Genomic DNA, 15,818 nt, shown 5'->3' with positions numbered 1-15,818 from the left:
TGACCGTCCCGACGCGTCGAGTGCGGCACGTCACAGGCGATTCGCCCCGGCTCGTGTCACATCCGCGGTGCCCGATCCCCTCTCGTGTTCGACGGCCGGACGAGGCCGTCGCGACGACGGAACACGGAGGGACACGACGATGCCGGGCGGACTTTCTGGCTTTACGGGACTGCTGGTGCGCAGACGGCGCGCGGTGCTGGTCATCGCGCTGCTGCTGACACTGGTCGGGGGCGCGACCAGCTCGGCCCTGTTCGGCGCTCTCAAGGGCGGCGGCTTCACCGACCCCGGCTCGGAGTCCGGACGGGTCACCGAGACGCTGCGGGACCGCTTCGGGCAGGGCCCGCCCAACCTGGTGCTGCTGGTCACCACGCCGAAGGGGGTGGACGACCCGGCGGCGTCCCGGGCGGGCGCCGCCCTCGCGGCGCGGCTCGGCGCCGAGCGCGGCGTGGTGAACGTCGCGTCCTACTGGACAGCCGGGCGCCCCCCGCAGCTGCGCGGCTCCGACGGGAACAAGGCGCTCGTCCTGGCCACGCTCACCGGCGACGACACGGCCGTCGACAAACGGGTCAAGGACCTGGCGCCCGCCTACCAGGGCGAGCGCGACGGGCTGGAGGTCCGCGCCGGCGGCTACGCGATGCTCCAGCGCGAGATGGTCGAGCAGGCGCAGAAGGACACGAAGCTCGGCGAGATGATCGTGTTCCCGGTCACGCTCGTCGCGCTGGCGCTGCTGTTCGGCAGCATCGTGGCGGCCTCGCTGCCGCTGCTGGTGGCGTTCGCGACCATGCTGCTGAGCATGGGCGTCATGTGGGCCCTGAGCACGGTGACCGATCTGTCGGTCCTGGCGATCAACGTGGTGACCCTGCTCGGGCTGGGGCTCGCGATCGACTACAGCCTGCTGATCGTCAACCGCTACCGCGAGGAGCTGGACGAGGGCCGCTCGACGTCCGAGGCCATCGGCGTGACGATGCGCACCGCCGGACGCACGGTCGTCTTCTCGGCGATCACGGTCGCCGTCGCCCTGTCGGGGCTGTCGCTGTTCCCGATGCTGGCGCTCCAGTCGATGGGCTACGGCGGGGTCATCACGGCGCTGCTGGCCGCGGCGGTGTCCCTGACCGTGCTGCCCGCCATGCTCGCCGTCCTCGGCCCCAAGATCGACAAGGGCCGGGTCCGCAAGCGCCGGGCGGCGGCGCCGGCCAACGCCGAGGAAGGGTTCTGGCACCGGCTGGCCTCGTTCGTCATGCGCCGCCCGGTGCCCGTCGCGACGCTGGCCACGCTGGCGCTGCTGGTGCTCGGCGCGCCGTTCCTCGGCATCAAGCTGGGCTGGCCGGACGAGCGCGTCATGCCCGGGTCGTCCGACTCGCGGCAGGTCGCCTCGGTGGTGCGCGCCGAGTTCGACTCCAGCGAGCAGAACGCGCTCCAGGTGGTCGTCTCCCGCACGTCCCCGGAGCTCGACGGGTACGCGGCACGCCTGTCCGGCCTGCCCGGCGTCGCCCGGGTGGACACCGCGACCGGCAGCTACGCGCGCGGCGCCCGGTCGCTGCCGCCCGGACCCCAGAACCAGCGGTTCACCAAGGACGGCGCGTCCTACCTGTCGGTCGTGCCGTCCACCGGCGACTCCGACGCGATCGAGGACCTCGTCACCGATCTCCGCGACGCGCCCGCCCCGTTCCCGGCCGAGGTCGGCGGGACGGCGGCGGCCTCGCTGGACGGCACCGAGGCGCTGCGCGAACGGCTCCCGATCGCGCTCGGCGCCGTCGTGGCCGCGATGCTGGTGCTGCTGTTCCTGCTTACGGGGAGCGTGCTCGTCCCGGTGATCGCGCTGGCGCTGAGCGGGCTCAGCCTGACCGCCACGTTCGGGTCGCTGGTGTGGATCTTCCAGGACGGCCATCTGTCGGACGTCCTGAACTTCACCGTGACCGGCACGACCATGGCGACCGTCCCGGTGATGCTCTTCGGCGTCGCCTTCGGGCTGGCGATGGACTACCAGGTGTTCATGCTCGGCCGGATCCGCGAGGAGTACGAGCTGTCCGGGGACGGCACCCGCGCGGTCGCCCTGGGTCTGGAGCGCATCGGCCGGATCGTCACGGCCGCCGCGGTGCTGATGGCGATCGTCTTCGTGGCGTTCCTGGCCTCGGGGATCACGTTCATGAAGGCGTTCGGGATCGGCCTGCCGCTCGCGGTGCTGATGGACGCCACCCTCATCCGCGGTGCGCTGCTGCCCGCCGCGATGCGCCTGGGCGGCCGGGCGACCTGGTGGGCGCCGGGCCCGCTGCGCCGGTTCCACGCCCGGTTCGGCCTCCACGAGAGCGAGCCGCGTCCCGTCCCGGTCAAGACGCCCGAGCCGATCGGCTGAACACCGGCGGAGGCCGTGCCCGGCACGGCCTCCGTCCTGTATCGGGAGAGCATGCAGCGGTTCGCTGGGAAACCGGGGAGAATCGTCGGGGAGGGGGAACGGCACCCGCGCCCCGCCGGACTCAACGAGGAGTGGCACGTTGGTAAGCGCACCCCGCGGCCGGTACGCCGGCCGGACCGCGACCGAGCGACGGGCCGAGCGCCGCGAGCGCTTCCTGGCCGCGGGGCTCGAACTGTACGGGACCGAAGGCTACGCCGCCGCCTCCACCGAGCGGCTGTGCGCGGCCGCGGGCCTGTCCACCCGGCAGTTCTACGAGGAGTTCACCAACCGCGACGAGGTCCTGCTGGAGCTGTACGACCGCATCAACGACGAGGCCACCGCCGCGGTCACCGAGACCGTCCGCGCGGCGGAGGAGCGCGGCGCGGGCATCGACGAGCTGATCCGCGACGGCCTGCGCGCCTACGTCACCACCACCGCCAGCGACCTGCGCCGCGCGCAGATCGCGTTCGTCGCCGTGGTCGGCGTCTCGCAAGCCATCGAGAAGCACCGCCTGGAGCGGCGCGCCCGCTGGGTCGACCTGATCTGCGAGGTCGCCGACGCCGCGGCGCGTCGCGGCCAGGTCCCCCACCGCGACAACCGCCTCGTCGTGACCGCCTTCAACGGCGCCACCAACGAACTGGTCCACACCTGGTGCCTCTCCGAGCCCAAAGCACCCCTAGACGACATCGTCGAAGCCCTGGCCCGCCTCCTGATCGGCGCCTTGGTCCTCCCCGACTCCTAGACGTCCGGCCAGAAGCTCAGAGCGTAGGAACGGGCGGCCAACTCGGTCTGCGCCTTGGCATTCGGGTGGAAGTAATCCCACGCGCTCAGTTCCGAGAGAACGAAGCGGTAATTGAAAAGGGCATTGCCGTCGAACCGGCATCCGGCGTACTCGGCACAGACCTTGGCCAGGACGCCGTTGTAGTCGATCACCCGTTGCCGCACCCGCTGCCGCCGCGCCTCGTCGGCCGGGTCGGTCGAGGTCGGACGCGCCAGCATCGACTGGCAGATCCCGAACGACCACCGCGACCGCGCGGCCGAACTGTCCTTCCCGATCTCCCACAGCCGGTAGATGTCGGGCACCGACCCGAGGAACACCTTGCGCGAGGCGCCCAGCGCCTTCATCCCCGCCCGCAGCCGCGCCTCGTAGTCGGCGACCGTCGTCATGGCCCCCTCCGACGACGTGCACGCGTCGTTCGCGCCGACCAGCACGGTCACGTACTGCGCGTCCCGCGAAACCGCCGACCCGGCCTGCCGCTCCAGATCCGCGACCTTCGCGCCCGACACCGCGTCGTTGTAGGCGACCAGCGCCGGATTCTTGGCCCGCAGCCGCACATAGTGACTCCTCACCGACGCCTCGGTACCGGTGCTCCACGAATACCGCACGCAGTCACTGAACCACCCGCACACATTGAACGCCCGGGTGATCGAGTCACCCAGCGCCGCCATCCGTCCGGGCACCGGCTCCGCCTCCGCCGAGGCCCCGACGGGCTGAACCACCACCCCCGCCACGGCCAGAACCACCAGCGACCGCCCCAGCCGACGACCCTTCACCCAGAACACCTCCACGCACGACGATCCGTACGCCCAATATCCTCCGCCGACTCCCCCTCAACAACCCTAGAAAACCCTCACTGACCCAATATTGAAACGCCAATCTTTCAAATGCTAAACTCCCCATTTCAACGCATCATTGGACCATTCCCCCGCACAAAAACCCCACCGCGCTCCCAACCACCCACCCCCGCCTCCCCCCAAACCCAGGCGCGAGCAGCCCCCGACATGCGCTAGAGTCTTCGTCGTCGGGAACACCGCAAGGCAGACCCGCAGCGGGCGATTAGCTCAGTGGGAGAGCGCTTCGTTCACACCGAAGAGGTCACTGGTTCGAACCCAGTATCGCCCACGAGTCGGGTCTTGGTGCTCGGCGACCTTTGGTCGCCTTCGCCGAGGCCCGCTGTGTTTTCCCGGGGGAGCGACCCCCCGGAGCCCCCCGGTGCGGGGCTTCGCCCCGCCAGCCCGGGGCTCGCGCGGCGCTTCTGGGGCCATTAGATCGACGCAGGTCAGAGGTTCATTCTTCGTGTGGAGGATGGGCCTCTTTCTCGTTCGTGCGTGCTGTGTGCGTGATCGACTCGAAGCGGAGTCTTCGGCTGGTCCTGGGGGAGGGCGAGCGGCGTGCGTCCGTCGTCGACTGCCCCTGCGGTTTCCGTGTCGCTGCGCTAGGGCTTCAGGGGGTCGTTGCGTTCTCGGACGGTGAAGAGGAGCCAGCCGAAGAGGCTGGTGAGGGGCTGGATGGCGGCCTCGACGGCCTCGGAGGCCTCCAGGTGGTTGACGGCGAAGAGGTCGCCGATGGTGGCCAGTTGGAAGGTGGCGGAGAAGGTGGCGTGGGCGCGGCTCAGGGCGGCCAGGACGGGACGGCAGGCGCGGAAGGACTCGTCCAGGACCTGGAGGCGGGGTTCGCGCCAGGACGGCGGGAGGTCGGGGATGGGGCGGGCTATGGCGCCCGCGAGGCCGACGAGGGTCTGGCCCGATTCGTAGGCGTCGGTGACGTCGGCCAGGGCGACGGAGCGGTCGCTGATCAGGCGGTCGAGGACGAGGCGGACGGCCGTCACGCCGCCGGCCAGGGTGTTGACCAGCACGCCGCCGATGTCGTCGAAGCTGTCGACCAGACAGGAGAAGGTGCGGTCGAGGCCGTCGATGCGGGGGCGGAAGGCGCGGCCCATCTCGGCGATCTCGGCGCGGTTGTGGGCGAGTCCCTGGAAGCGCAGGGCCTGGCCGACCGCCTCGCGCAGGTGCTGGAGGTCTTCGATCAGGGCGTCGAAGCCGAACAGGGCGGTGGCCACCTCGTCCGGTATGCCGATGCGGGCCGCGTTGACGCGTTCGGACACGGGCTAGTCCTCGCGCTGGCCGTGACGTTCCTGGTCGGAGGGGCGGGGGCCCTCCGGGCCGTCGCGGCCAAGGCGCAGCATCCGGGAGATGCGGATGGTGCGGAACTCGCGGCCGAGCGCGGTGAACCGGTGGCCGGTGGAGTCCTCGATGTCGATGGCGGCGTCCAGCCAGGTCTCCAGTTCGGCGTCGGTGGGCGGGTGGCCCTGGAGCTCGCGCAGGCGGGGCAGGATCTCGGCGAAGTACCCGGCCAGGTGGGCGCGGGCCTCCTCGGGGCCCTCGGCGCCGGTGAGCGGCTCGTAGGTCGTCCCCTTGACCTCGACGACCAGGAAGCAGGGCGGGAGGAGGACGACGCCCGCGTGGGTGCGGATCGCGTGCCTGACCTCGGTCTCGTCGGAGCCGTCCTTGGGCATGTGGCCGACCAGGTTCAGTCTCAGCTGGGCCTCCCAGTTCCCGGCCGGGGCGCGGGGGTCGATGAGGTGGCCGCGCAGGAGGCGGGACGCCTCGGGCGGGTCGGTGTCGGTGGGTCTGGGGGGCTCCATCCGGCCGCCGCCGATCAGCGTGAACTTCTCGACGCGGATGATCCGGTAGCGGCGGTCGCCGAGCTCCCACTCGTCCTTGGGGAGCTGCTCGCCCTCGTCCGGGTCGAGGCGGGCGGCCGCCGCGCGCATGGCGCGGGCGGTCTCGGCGCGCTCGCGCTCGGCGCCCTCGCGCAAGTGGGCGGCCAGCGTGTGGCGGGCGCCGGCGGGGTCGGACGCGCCGACGGAGCCCACGCGCCACTCCTTGCCGGTCTGCACCGCGTACCCGAAGTCGGGCGAGCCCGCCGGGCAGAGCTTGGGGAGTTCGGCGATGCGTTCGCCGAGTTCCTTGTCGCGGATCGCGGCCACGGGATCGAGGCACGCGACGAGATTGATGTGGTCGTACCCGAACATCAACGGGAAGGCCATGGCCCCATATTCACCACAGTCGCGCGGCCTCGGAGGGCGTTCGCGCCAAACCACGGCCGAATCCGGACGGACGGCATCCTCAGTTTTCCCCTCAGGCCCACCGATACTGCCCGTTAGTTCCAGGGGGTGCGGTCCTCGACGTTCCAGGGGAGATCGAAGCCGTAGAGCCTGAGGTAGGCCACCAGCGCGGCACCCGCCAGGAGCCCGCCAACGACGGCGAGGATCGTGTTGCGGCGCTTGGTACGGGGGTCGAGGGCCTTCTCCTTGGCCTTCTCGGCGGCCTGCCTGGCGCGGGCGAGGGCGGTCTGGGCCCAGGCGAACTCGGTGGCGAGGATGGCCAGGCCGATGATGATGCCGAGGATGCCGGGGCCGGGGGCGATCATCATGATCAGGCCGCCGACCAGCACGGTGGCGCCGACGGTGAACACGCCGATCCGCCAGGTGGTGTTCAGCAGCCGGTTGCGCCGGATGACCTCGCGGAAGCGGGCGAAGGGGCCCGGCTCCTCCGCGGAGTCCTGTTCATGGTTGATCGCCACGTTCCAAGCCTATGCCACGGTCCGGTGGGATTTGATGAGCCTGGGCCGCATTCCTGCAAACAGAAGGCCCCCGTGGATCGTCACACATGTAGGGGCTTCGCGCCCGGACAACACTCCGCCCGAATGGGCGAAAGATCCACTTTGCCCAGGTCAGGGGCTACTTTCAGAGAGGTGAGATAGATCACATAGAGACCCGCGAGCGGAATGTTCCCACAACTTCCGTCAGTTACGCGTCATAGATCTCGGGGACATCCGTGAGAGGGAGTGAACCCCACCAGTGCACCCGCGTGTAAGCGGGAACGACGTGTGAAGGAATGGCCCATGAACAGCAGTACCACGGTCTCAGCCGAGCTGGGCCTTCGTCTCGTCGTCCCTGACCGCACCACCGTCCCGCTCCTGGCCGGGCTGGAGTACGCGGCCGACGACCCTTACGCCATCAGGATGGCGTTCTACGTCGGCGACGACGAGCCGGTGGAGTGGATCTTCGCCCGCGAGCTGCTCACCGTCGGGATCGTCCGGCGGGTCGGCGACGGGGACGTGGAGGTGTGGCCCGCGGGCCCCGAGGACGACGGGACGCTCAACATCGGGCTGTCGTCGCCGTTCGGCAACGCCCTGTTCGAGGTCCCGCTCTCGCCGCTGGCCGACTTCCTGCACCGCACCTACCAGGCGGTGCCGGCGGGCCAGGAGACCGAGTTCATCGACATCGACGCCGAGCTGGAGAACCTGCTCTGGCCGTCCTGACCCGGTAGTTCGCTCCCTGAGCCGTGCGAGGCGACCTCCCCGCCCGGCCAGGGCCCGCGGCGTCGACCAGGTCCGCCGCGTGACCGGACGGGCCCCTCGCCGTCCGGACGGGGTCACTCGCTGAGCCGCGCGATGTGGCGCATCTTGTTCATGGCGTCCAGCGCGGCCACCTTGTACGACTCGGCCAGCGTCGGATAGTTGAAGACGGCGTTGACCAGGTAGTCCACCGTTCCGCCGCAGCCCATGACGGTCTGGCCGATGTGCACCAGCTCGGTGGCGCCGGTGCCGAAGACATGGACGCCGAGCAGCCGCCGGTCCTCGGGCGACACCAGGAGCTTGAGCATCCCGTAGGAGTCGCCGATGATCTGGCCCCGCGCCAGCTCGCGGTAGCGGGACACGCCGACCTCGAAGGGCACCTTGGACTCGGTGAGCTCGTCCTCGGTCCGTCCCACGAAGCTGATCTCGGGGATCGTGTAGATCCCGATCGGCTGGAGCTCGTGGATCTCCTGGACGGGCTCCCCGCAGGCGTGGTGGGCGGCGAGGCGTCCCTGCTCCATGGACGTGGCGGCCAACGAGGGGAAGCCGATCACGTCGCCGACGGCGTAGATGTGGCCCGCCGTGGTGCGGTAGTGCTCGTCGACCTTGATCCGGCCCCGGTGGTCGGCGGACAGGCCCGCGGCCTCCAGGCCCAGGTCGGCGGTCATCCCGTGGCGTCCCGCCGAGTACATCACGGTGTCGGCGGGGATGCGCTTGCCGCTCTCCAGGACGGTGATGGCGCCGCGTTCCATCCGCTCGACCGAGGCGACGGTCTCGCGGAACCGGAAGGTGACCGCGAGGTCGCGCAGGTGGTACTTGAGCGCCTCGACGATCTCCAGATCGCAGAAGTCGAGCATCCGCTCGCGCCGCTCGACGACGGTGACCTTGGTGCCGAGCGCGGCGAACATCGAGGCGTACTCGATGCCGATCACCCCGGCGCCGACGACGACCATGGTCTCGGGGATGCGCTCCATGTTGATGATGCCGTCGGAGTCGATGATCGTCCGGTCGTCGAAGGCGACGGTGTCGGGACGGGCCGGACGGGTCCCGGTGGCGATCACGACCTTCTCGGCGGTGACCTTGTGCTCGCGCTCGGGCTCGCCCGGCGTGGCGATCCCGACGGTGTTGGGCTCCAGGAACCGGCCGATGCCGGGCAGCACGGTGACGCGGTTGCGGGCCAGCTGGCTGCGGATCACGTCGACCTCGCGGCCGATGACGTGCTGGGTCCGCATCCCGAGGTCGGCGACCGTGATGTCCTCCTTGACCCGGTAGCTCTGCCCGTACAGCTCGCGCTGGTTGAGCCCGGTGAGGTAGAGCACCGCCTCGCGCAGGGTTTTGGAGGGGATCGTCCCGGTATTGATGCAGACGCCCCCCATCATGCTGCGCCGGTCGACGATCGCGACCTTCCGGCCGAGCTTGGCGGCGGCGATGGCCGCGCGCTGCCCGCCGGGGCCCGATCCGAGCACGAGGAGATCGAAGTCGTTCACCCGCCCAGTCTGGCCGGGTGTGTCCGATCCCATAAGCCCCCTCCGCGAAATCGTTCCCCGGCACCCGCTTATGCTTCTCAGGCTCGGACTCGGGTAGGGGGACGGTTATGCGCATGCTGGGCATCGACATCGGCGGTTCGGGCATCAAGGGCGCCCCGGTCGACCTGACCAGGGGTGAGTTCGCCGAAGATCGTCTGCGGATCGACACGCCGCATTCCGCCGAGCCCGGCCCGGTCGCCGAGGTCCTGGCTCAGATCGTCAAGCACTTCGACTGGACGGGGCCCGTCGGGGTCACGTTCCCCGGGGTGGTGATCGACGGGACGACCCTGTCGGCCGCCAACGTGTCCAAGAAATGGGTCGGCCTCGACGCCCGGAGCCTGTTCGCCGACGCCGTCGGTCACCCGGTCACGCTCCTGAACGACGCCGACGCCGCCGGGATGGCCGAGATGAGGTTCGGCGCGGGACGCGGCGCCACCGGGACCGTGGTCCTGCTGACGCTCGGCACCGGCATCGGCAGCGCCCTGTTCACCGGCGGGACGCTCGTCCCCAACACCGAGTTCGGCCATCTGGAGATCCACGGCAAGGACGCCGAGGAGCGCGCGTCGGCCCGGGCCCGCGAGGAGCACGACCTCAGCTGGGAGAAGTGGGCGCACCGCGTGAGCACCTACCTGGCCCATCTGGAGAAGCTGATCTTGCCGTCGCTGATCGTGGTGGGCGGCGGGGTGAGCCGCAAGGCCGACAAGTTCCTGCCGCTGATCGAGGGCGTCCGGGCCGAGATCGTACCCGCGACGCTCCAGAACACCGCCGGGATCGTGGGGGCGGCGATGGCGGCCGCCGACGCCGCCCCGGTGGCGCGCACCCGACGGCCCGCCTGATCACCCCAGGGCGGCACGCACGCGGCAGACCGGCTGACCGCCCCGGAGCGCGAACGCGGCAAACCGCCCGGCACGCACGCGGCAGACCGCCTGCTGATCACAGACGGACGGTCGCTATCTCCCAGGGGCGCATCGGTAGCGTGATCGGCTCGTCCAGGGCCTCGCCGGAGATGACGGCGGTCGTGGGCTCGTCGCGCAGGGCGACCAGCCGCGCCTCGATGCCGCCGTCGCGCTCGCGCAGGGACGTCAGCACCACGCCCGCGCCCGTGACCTCGACACCCGTCCGGTCGAGCCGCTCGGGCCCGTCGGAGGGTCCGTAGCCCGCCGCCGTGAAGAAGTCGTGCCGGAACTCCTCCGCCGCCACCAGGACGTCCTCGCCCGGCCGGTCGCCGCCGTACGGCATGACCGCCAGGCTCACGCGGCGCTCGCCCCGGCACTGGGCGCCGGGCGTGGGCAGCTGCGGCCCCGCGGGCTGGTCGCGGTAGGCGTTGCGGTCGCGCGACAGGTAGCCGATCGAGCGCAGCAGGGTCAGCGCGAGCTCGCCCGCGACGACCTCGTACTCGGTGACGTGCTCCAGCAGCGCCGCCAGCCCGCCCGCCGCGACGAACCCCGAGGCGGGGAAGGTCGGCACGGGCCGCTCGCCGAAGCCGCCCTCGGAGGTCAGGCCGCGCTCGACGATCGCGAACTGCCCCTCGGCGAACGACGAGCGCGCCTCGCGCGGCAGCGGAAGGTGCAGGCGGAGCCGGTGGTCCTCGCAGCGGTTGTCGAAGATCACGCGCAGCCGGACGAACGGCTCGCCCGCGCGCAGTTCCACCCGGGTGGTGACGGTGACGTCCTCCTCCTCGCGCGACCGGGCGCCGTCACCGCCGGACGCGGGCCAGCGGTAGGCCCGGACGACGTCGAGCGCGGCCACGAGACGTCCGTCCCACACCGGCTCGACGCGCACGGAGTGCGGGGACTCGACGATCCGGTCGTCGGCGGGCGGGGCGAAGTTGTAGGAGTCGCCCAGGTCGCCGCCGTCCACCAGCCGTCCGACGCCCTCGGCCCTGGCGCCCTCGGGGGTGGCCAGCGCGAGCGTGCCGTCGGCGCCGATCTCGACGCGCAGCAGGCCGTTGTCGAGGATCCGGCCGTCCCACACCGCGACGGGACGGACGCCGTCGGGCGCGACCGCCCCGTACCGGCCGGACGGAGCCACGGTGGTGAGCCCGAGCGGTGGCGCCTCGACCAGGGCGGCGACCGTCCGGCGCGGCGCGGCCAGGATGCGCACCCGCCACTCCCCCTCCGGCTCGCCGAGCGCCTCGCGCACCTGGGCGATGTCGAACGGCGTGTCCGAGCGGTGCGCGACGTGGAAGGTCAGGACGCGCGCCTCGGGCTCGACCGACCAGCCGGTGACCTCCTGGCCGAACAGGACGCGCCCGTAGACCCGCTCCAGCACGACGGGCAGGTCGCGGGCCGGGTGGACGCCGTCGTCCAGCACGGTGGGGGCCTCCTCCAGCGTCTGTGTCGCGACCGGGCGCCCCTCCCCCGTACGCAGCGTCCCCTCGGCGGGGACGTCCAGGAACACCAGCCCGGCGCGCCGCCTCGGCGTGGGGTTGAAGACCAGGTGGCCGTCCGCCGGGACGAACGCCGCCAGATCGGCGGTGACCAGGTCGCAGACGGCCCGTCCGAGCTGCTCGGCCTCGGCCATGCGGGCCGCGACCTGCTCGGCGGTCTCGTCGCTGCCGCAGCCGGTGACCGAGTCGTGGCAGCTGACCTCGATCAGCCGCCGCCAGGCCATGTCGAGGAACCGGCCGACGGGCGTCGCGGGAGGCCAGAGCGCGGCCAGCGGCTCGGCGTAGCGCTCGACGGTCCGCTCGGCCCGTCCCATCGCCTGCTTCAGGTGGACGCGCGCGGAGAGCACGCCGGGGAGGATGTTGGCGCGGGCGTGCGAGCGCAGCTCTCCGCGCACGCGCGGGAGGCCTTCGGTGCCCTCGTCCTCGCCCGCGAAGAACCCGGCGAGCGTGTCGAGCCGCATCGGCGCCCCGGCCGCCGCCATCCGGTCGGCCAGGTCGGCGGCGGGCGCGGTGTGGTCGGCGCCGTACATGGCCAGCAGCGGGCCGCCGTCCGGGCTCCAGGCCCGCATCCGCTCGGTGAACCCGGCGGCGCGGGCGGGCAGGAGCGCCACGTCCTCGAAGAGCCCGGCGGCGTTGCCGTAACCGCCCTCGGGGAGGTACCGGGTGCGGACCGCCGAGCCGTCCGGCGACTCCCACGCGAACGCCGACGTCCGCACCGACCCGGGGACGCCCCGCCACACGCACGCGTGCGCGATGCCGAACAGGCGGAGGATCTGCGGGGTCTGCGCGCAGTGCCCGAACTGGTCGGGCAGGTAGCCGACCCGCATCGCGGCGCCGAACTCCTCGGCCCGGCGCAGGCCGAGTTCGAGGTTGCGGACGATGTTCTCGCCCGAGCACAGGAACTCGTCGTGCAGGATCTGCCAGGGGCCGACCGCCAGGCGGCCCTCGCGCACCAGCGCGGCGAGCCGCTCGCGCCGCTCGGGCCGCACCTCCAGGTAGTCGTCGACCGCCGCCATCTGGCCGTCCAGCGTGAACCGCCAGCGCGGGTCCTGCTCCATCCGCTCGATCACGGTGTCGAGCAGCGCGACCAGCCGCAGGCGGAACCGCTGGAACGGCAGGTACCACTCCCGGTCCCAGTGGGTGTGCGGCACCACCACGATCGGCGCCGCGGGCTCGGTCATCCGCATAGGGCGATCACCTCGTTCTCGTGGGACTCCAGGTGGTGCATGCCGGGATCGAGGGCCTTCCAGCTCGCCCGGTCGCCGCGCACCACGTCGCGGCGGCCGTCCGGGCGGACCAGCGTCGTCCCGTCGGCGTCGATCGCGATCAGCTCGTCCTCCACGCGCAGCAGCACCGGCGCGTCGCGTCCCGGGGAGATCGACGTGCGGCCCGCCGCGATGCCGCCCAGCACGTCGCCGTCCTCGGCCAGCACCCAGGTGGTCGGTTCCCCGAGCAGCTTGTGCTGGGACGGGTCGTGGTAGTCGCTGCCCCCGATCGGGACGACGTCAGGCCGCCACAGGCTCGCCCACGACAGCGGCGCGCCCCAGCGCCGGTCCCACCAGGACGAGTGCCAGATCTCGGCGAAGCGCGGCCGGTCGGCCTCGGGCATCGGCTGGCGCCAGGCGCAGTCGCCGCTCAGCGGATGGTTGATCGAGATGACCCCGCCGTGCGCGGCGGCGTGCGCGGCCCAGTCGGCGGCGGGACGGCGGAAGTCGACCCACCCGGTGTCGCCGAACACGTTGGCGTGGCCCAGGTCGGTGGTGACCTCCTGGCCGGGGATCAGGATGACCCCCGCGTGGGCGGAGGCGGCGGGCAGCTCGATGTGGTGGCTGACGGTGTTGTGGTCGGTGACGGCCAGGAAGTCCAGCCCCCGGGACGCCGCCAGACAGGCCAGCTCGGGCACCGTGAGCGTCCCGTCGCTGTGCAGGGTGTGCGAGTGCAGGTCGCCGGCCAGCCATCGCATCCCCGGGGGCGCGGGCAGGTCGCGGGCGGGCGGGAGCTCGGGCGCGGGCGGCGGCGCCGGGAGCGTGGGCTCGGCGGGCGCCGCGCCCAGCGTCGTCGCGGTCACCTCGTAGGGCGTGCCGTCGGGCGGTATGCGGTGCAGCCCGAGCCAGACGTGCCACTCCCCGGGTTCGAGCTCGCCGGGCAGGTAGCCGGGCGTCGACCAGCGCGCGCTGATCGTGTACTCGTCCCGGGCCCCGCCCGACCAGCCCCGGAAGCCACCGGGGCCGCCGCAGCCCAGGTCGATCACACCGCCCTCGAAAGAGAGCCGCACGGTCAGCGCGGCCGTCCCGGCGGGCACTTCCACGGGCAGCTCGCGCAGGCGGCGCTCCACCCTGTCCTCCATCGTCCACCGGCCCCGGTGGACGGTCGTCGTCCCCAGTTCGATGCTCATCAGACCGTCACCGTCACATCTCCGCCGTTCACCAGCTCGCCGTCGCGGTACACAAGGGCCCGTCCAGGACGGGGCAAGATCCATCCTGACCGACCCGGACGCGGTTCCTCCCCCTCCCCCACGACGACATGCAGGAGAACGCCCTCGACCTCCAGCGTGACCAGCGAGGCGCTGCCGAGGTTCTCCACGACGGCGACACGCCCGGAGAACGCGCCGTCCAGCGGGGTCTCGGAGAAGTCGAGGTATTCCGGCCTGACCCCGTATACGACCTCCTGCCCGTCGGCGAGGACGCCGCGCGCTTCCTCCGGGACGGGCAGCACCGTCCCCGCGGCCACGAGGACGTCCCCGCGCACCTCCCCGGGGACCAGGTTCATCGGGGTCGAGCCGATGAACGACGCGACGAAGACGCTGGCCGGACGGCGGAACACCTCGGCCGGGGTGCCGATCTGCCGGATCCGCCCGTCCTGCATGACGGCCATCCGGTCGGCCATGGCGAGGGCCTCAGCCTGGTCGTGCGTGACGAAGACGGTCGTCACCCCCAGCTCTCGCTGGAGTTTCTTGAGAAACGTCCGGGCCTCCAGGCGCAGGCGGGCGTCCAGGTTCGACAAGGGCTCGTCCAGCAGGAACACCCGGGGACGCGCCGCCATGGCGCGCGCCAGCGCCACCCGTTGCTGCTGCCCGCCCGACAGCTCGGCCGGACGGCGGGCCAGCAGGCCGTCCAGGCCCAGCGCGGCCGCCACGCCCGCGGCGGCCTTGAGCCGCGCGGCGCGGTCGACCTTCTTGATGCGCAGCGGGTAGGCGATGTTGTCGGCCACCGTCATGTGCGGGAACAGCGCGTAGTCCTGGAAGACCATGCCGACGTCGCGGCGGCCCGGGGGGAGGCGCGACACGTCGTCCGGCCCGATCTGGATCGTTCCCTTCGACGCGTTCTCCAGCCCGGCCACCGTGCGCAGCAGCGTCGTCTTGCCGCACCCCGACGGGCCCAGCAGCGCGAAGAACTCGCCGTCGGCGATGGACAGGTCGAGGGCGTCCAGGGCCCGGACGCCGCCGGGGTAGTCCTTGGTGAGCCCGCGCAGGGTGATGGCCGCCATCAGCGCTTGATCCCTCCGTGGAAACGGAACCCGTACCTGCGGCTGACCAGCAGGTACATGGCCACGACCGGCAGCGAGTAGAGCAGCGAGAACGTCGAGATCAGGGCCAGGTCGGGCTGGCCGCCCTCGGTGTAGAACGTGTACATGATCACCGAGGCGGGGGCCTTGTCCGGATCGCGCAACAGCAGGAACGGCATCAGGAAGTCGCCCCACACCTGCGCCACCGTCCAGACCGTGACGGTCGCCAGCCCGGGCCTGATCACCGGCACGACCACGTGGCGCAGCGTCTGGAGCGGCGTGGCGCCGAAGACCCGGGCCGCCTCCTCGTACGACGTCGGTGTCGCGTCGGTGAAGTCCTTGAGGATGAAGATCGCCGTCGGCAGCAGGCCCCCGGTCAGCACCAGGATCACGCCCAGATGCGAGTCGATCAGCCGCAGGTTGAAGGCCAGCAGGAAGATCGGGACCATCGCGGCCGTCCCGGTGATGATCGACGAGAGCAGCAGCAGGACGTACAGGAGCACGTCGCGCCCGGGCACCCGCACCCGGCTCAGCGCGTACGCGGCCAGCGCCGCGCACGTCACGACCAGCGCGGCCGTCCCCACGGCCAGCAGCACCGAATTGCGCAACGACGCCATCGCGTAGGGGTTGTCCATCAGCACCCGGAAGTTCTCCAGCGTGAACTCCGGCAGCGACACCCCGATCTCCGGCTCGGCGTCGAAGGGCGCGAACGCCAGCCACAGCAGCGGAAGCGAGAAGAAGCCCAGCACGAGCGAGACGAACGTCGTCAGCCCGACCCGCCGCAAAAAGTCCCGCGGGCTCACCACGCCACCTCCGTGGCGCGGTGAGCCCGCGGAGTATGGGCGTCGCGCGAAGCACGGACGC

General features: G+C 71.8%; 13 protein-coding genes and 1 tRNA gene. 5 read left to right on the top strand and 9 right to left on the bottom strand.

Annotated features, from left to right (window positions below):
- Positions 1–175: 175 nt before the first annotated feature.
- A complete protein-coding gene (locus ACQPY4_RS18385; RefSeq protein ID WP_433337909.1) occupies positions 176–2,353 on the top strand; it encodes an MMPL family transporter in 2,178 nt (725 codons plus the stop codon).
- 139 nt (positions 2,354–2,492) lie between these two features.
- Positions 2,493–3,134: a TetR/AcrR family transcriptional regulator gene (locus ACQPY4_RS18380; protein ID WP_433337907.1), complete on the top strand. Its 642-nt coding sequence runs from the start codon at positions 2,493–2,495 to the stop codon at positions 3,132–3,134.
- Here the strand turns inward: ACQPY4_RS18380 and ACQPY4_RS18375 are convergent.
- Positions 3,131–3,946 carry a GDSL-type esterase/lipase family protein gene (locus tag ACQPY4_RS18375; RefSeq protein ID WP_433337905.1) on the bottom strand — a complete coding sequence of 272 codons (816 nt, stop codon included), beginning with the start codon at positions 3,944–3,946 and terminating at the stop codon, positions 3,131–3,133. The genes ACQPY4_RS18380 and ACQPY4_RS18375 overlap by 4 nt on opposite strands.
- 277 nt (positions 3,947–4,223) lie before the next feature.
- Between ACQPY4_RS18375 and ACQPY4_RS18370 the strand changes: the two genes are divergently transcribed.
- Positions 4,224–4,295, top strand: a tRNA-Val gene (locus tag ACQPY4_RS18370).
- A gap of 313 nt (positions 4,296–4,608) precedes the next feature.
- On the opposite strand, the gene ACQPY4_RS18365 is transcribed toward ACQPY4_RS18370, so the two are convergent.
- From ACQPY4_RS18365 to ACQPY4_RS18355, 3 genes are all read right to left on the bottom strand, one after another.
- Entirely contained in the window at positions 4,609–5,277 is a 669-nt protein-coding gene (locus tag ACQPY4_RS18365) for a hypothetical protein (RefSeq protein WP_433337903.1), read from the bottom strand.
- A 3-nt stretch (positions 5,278–5,280) separates the two neighbouring features.
- Positions 5,281–6,222, bottom strand: coding sequence for a DUF5954 family protein (locus ACQPY4_RS18360; RefSeq protein ID WP_433337901.1), 942 nt, complete (start codon positions 6,220–6,222; stop codon positions 5,281–5,283).
- Between the two features lie 113 nt (positions 6,223–6,335).
- Entirely contained in the window at positions 6,336–6,758 is a 423-nt protein-coding gene (locus tag ACQPY4_RS18355; protein ID WP_433337899.1) for a PGPGW domain-containing protein, read from the bottom strand.
- A gap of 321 nt (positions 6,759–7,079) precedes the next feature.
- Here ACQPY4_RS18355 and ACQPY4_RS18350 point away from each other — a divergent pair, with 321 nt between their 5' ends.
- A complete protein-coding gene (locus tag ACQPY4_RS18350; protein ID WP_433337897.1) occupies positions 7,080–7,499 on the top strand; it encodes an SsgA family sporulation/cell division regulator in 420 nt (139 codons plus the stop codon).
- A 113-nt stretch (positions 7,500–7,612) separates the two neighbouring features.
- Here ACQPY4_RS18350 and sthA read toward each other — a convergent pair whose 3' ends face one another.
- Positions 7,613–9,022, bottom strand: a complete 1,410-nt coding sequence (sthA, locus tag ACQPY4_RS18345; RefSeq protein ID WP_433337895.1) for a Si-specific NAD(P)(+) transhydrogenase — start codon at positions 9,020–9,022, stop codon at positions 7,613–7,615.
- A gap of 107 nt (positions 9,023–9,129) precedes the next feature.
- Between sthA and ppgK the strand changes: the two genes are divergently transcribed.
- Positions 9,130–9,897 (top strand): polyphosphate--glucose phosphotransferase, encoded by a 768-nt coding sequence (gene ppgK, locus ACQPY4_RS18340; RefSeq protein WP_433337893.1) that lies wholly within the window; start codon positions 9,130–9,132, stop codon positions 9,895–9,897.
- A gap of 97 nt (positions 9,898–9,994) precedes the next feature.
- On the opposite strand, the gene ACQPY4_RS18335 is transcribed toward ppgK, so the two are convergent.
- From ACQPY4_RS18335 to ACQPY4_RS18320, 4 genes are read right to left on the bottom strand one after another with little or no spacing between them, the layout of a single operon-like run.
- Positions 9,995–12,637: a glycoside hydrolase family 38 C-terminal domain-containing protein gene (locus ACQPY4_RS18335; protein WP_433337891.1), complete on the bottom strand. Its 2,643-nt coding sequence runs from the start codon at positions 12,635–12,637 to the stop codon at positions 9,995–9,997.
- On the bottom strand, positions 12,628–13,845 hold the full coding sequence (locus ACQPY4_RS18330; RefSeq protein WP_433337889.1) for a CehA/McbA family metallohydrolase: 1,218 nt from the start codon (positions 13,843–13,845) through the stop codon (positions 12,628–12,630). The genes ACQPY4_RS18335 and ACQPY4_RS18330 overlap by 10 nt, the downstream gene beginning before the upstream one ends.
- Positions 13,845–14,936 (bottom strand): ABC transporter ATP-binding protein, encoded by a 1,092-nt coding sequence (locus ACQPY4_RS18325; RefSeq protein WP_433337887.1) that lies wholly within the window; start codon positions 14,934–14,936, stop codon positions 13,845–13,847. Before ACQPY4_RS18325 ends, ACQPY4_RS18330 begins: the two co-directional genes overlap by 1 nt.
- Positions 14,936–15,760: a carbohydrate ABC transporter permease gene (locus ACQPY4_RS18320; protein WP_433337885.1), complete on the bottom strand. Its 825-nt coding sequence runs from the start codon at positions 15,758–15,760 to the stop codon at positions 14,936–14,938. The genes ACQPY4_RS18325 and ACQPY4_RS18320 overlap by 1 nt, the downstream gene beginning before the upstream one ends.
- Positions 15,761–15,818: the final 58 nt, after the last annotated feature.

Origin of the sequence: Spirillospora sp. CA-294931 (genome assembly GCF_050946795.1) — a bacterium.
Taxonomy (GTDB): Bacteria; Actinomycetota; Actinomycetes; order Streptosporangiales; family Streptosporangiaceae; genus Spirillospora.
This window is presented reverse-complemented; position numbering and strand designations above follow the sequence as displayed.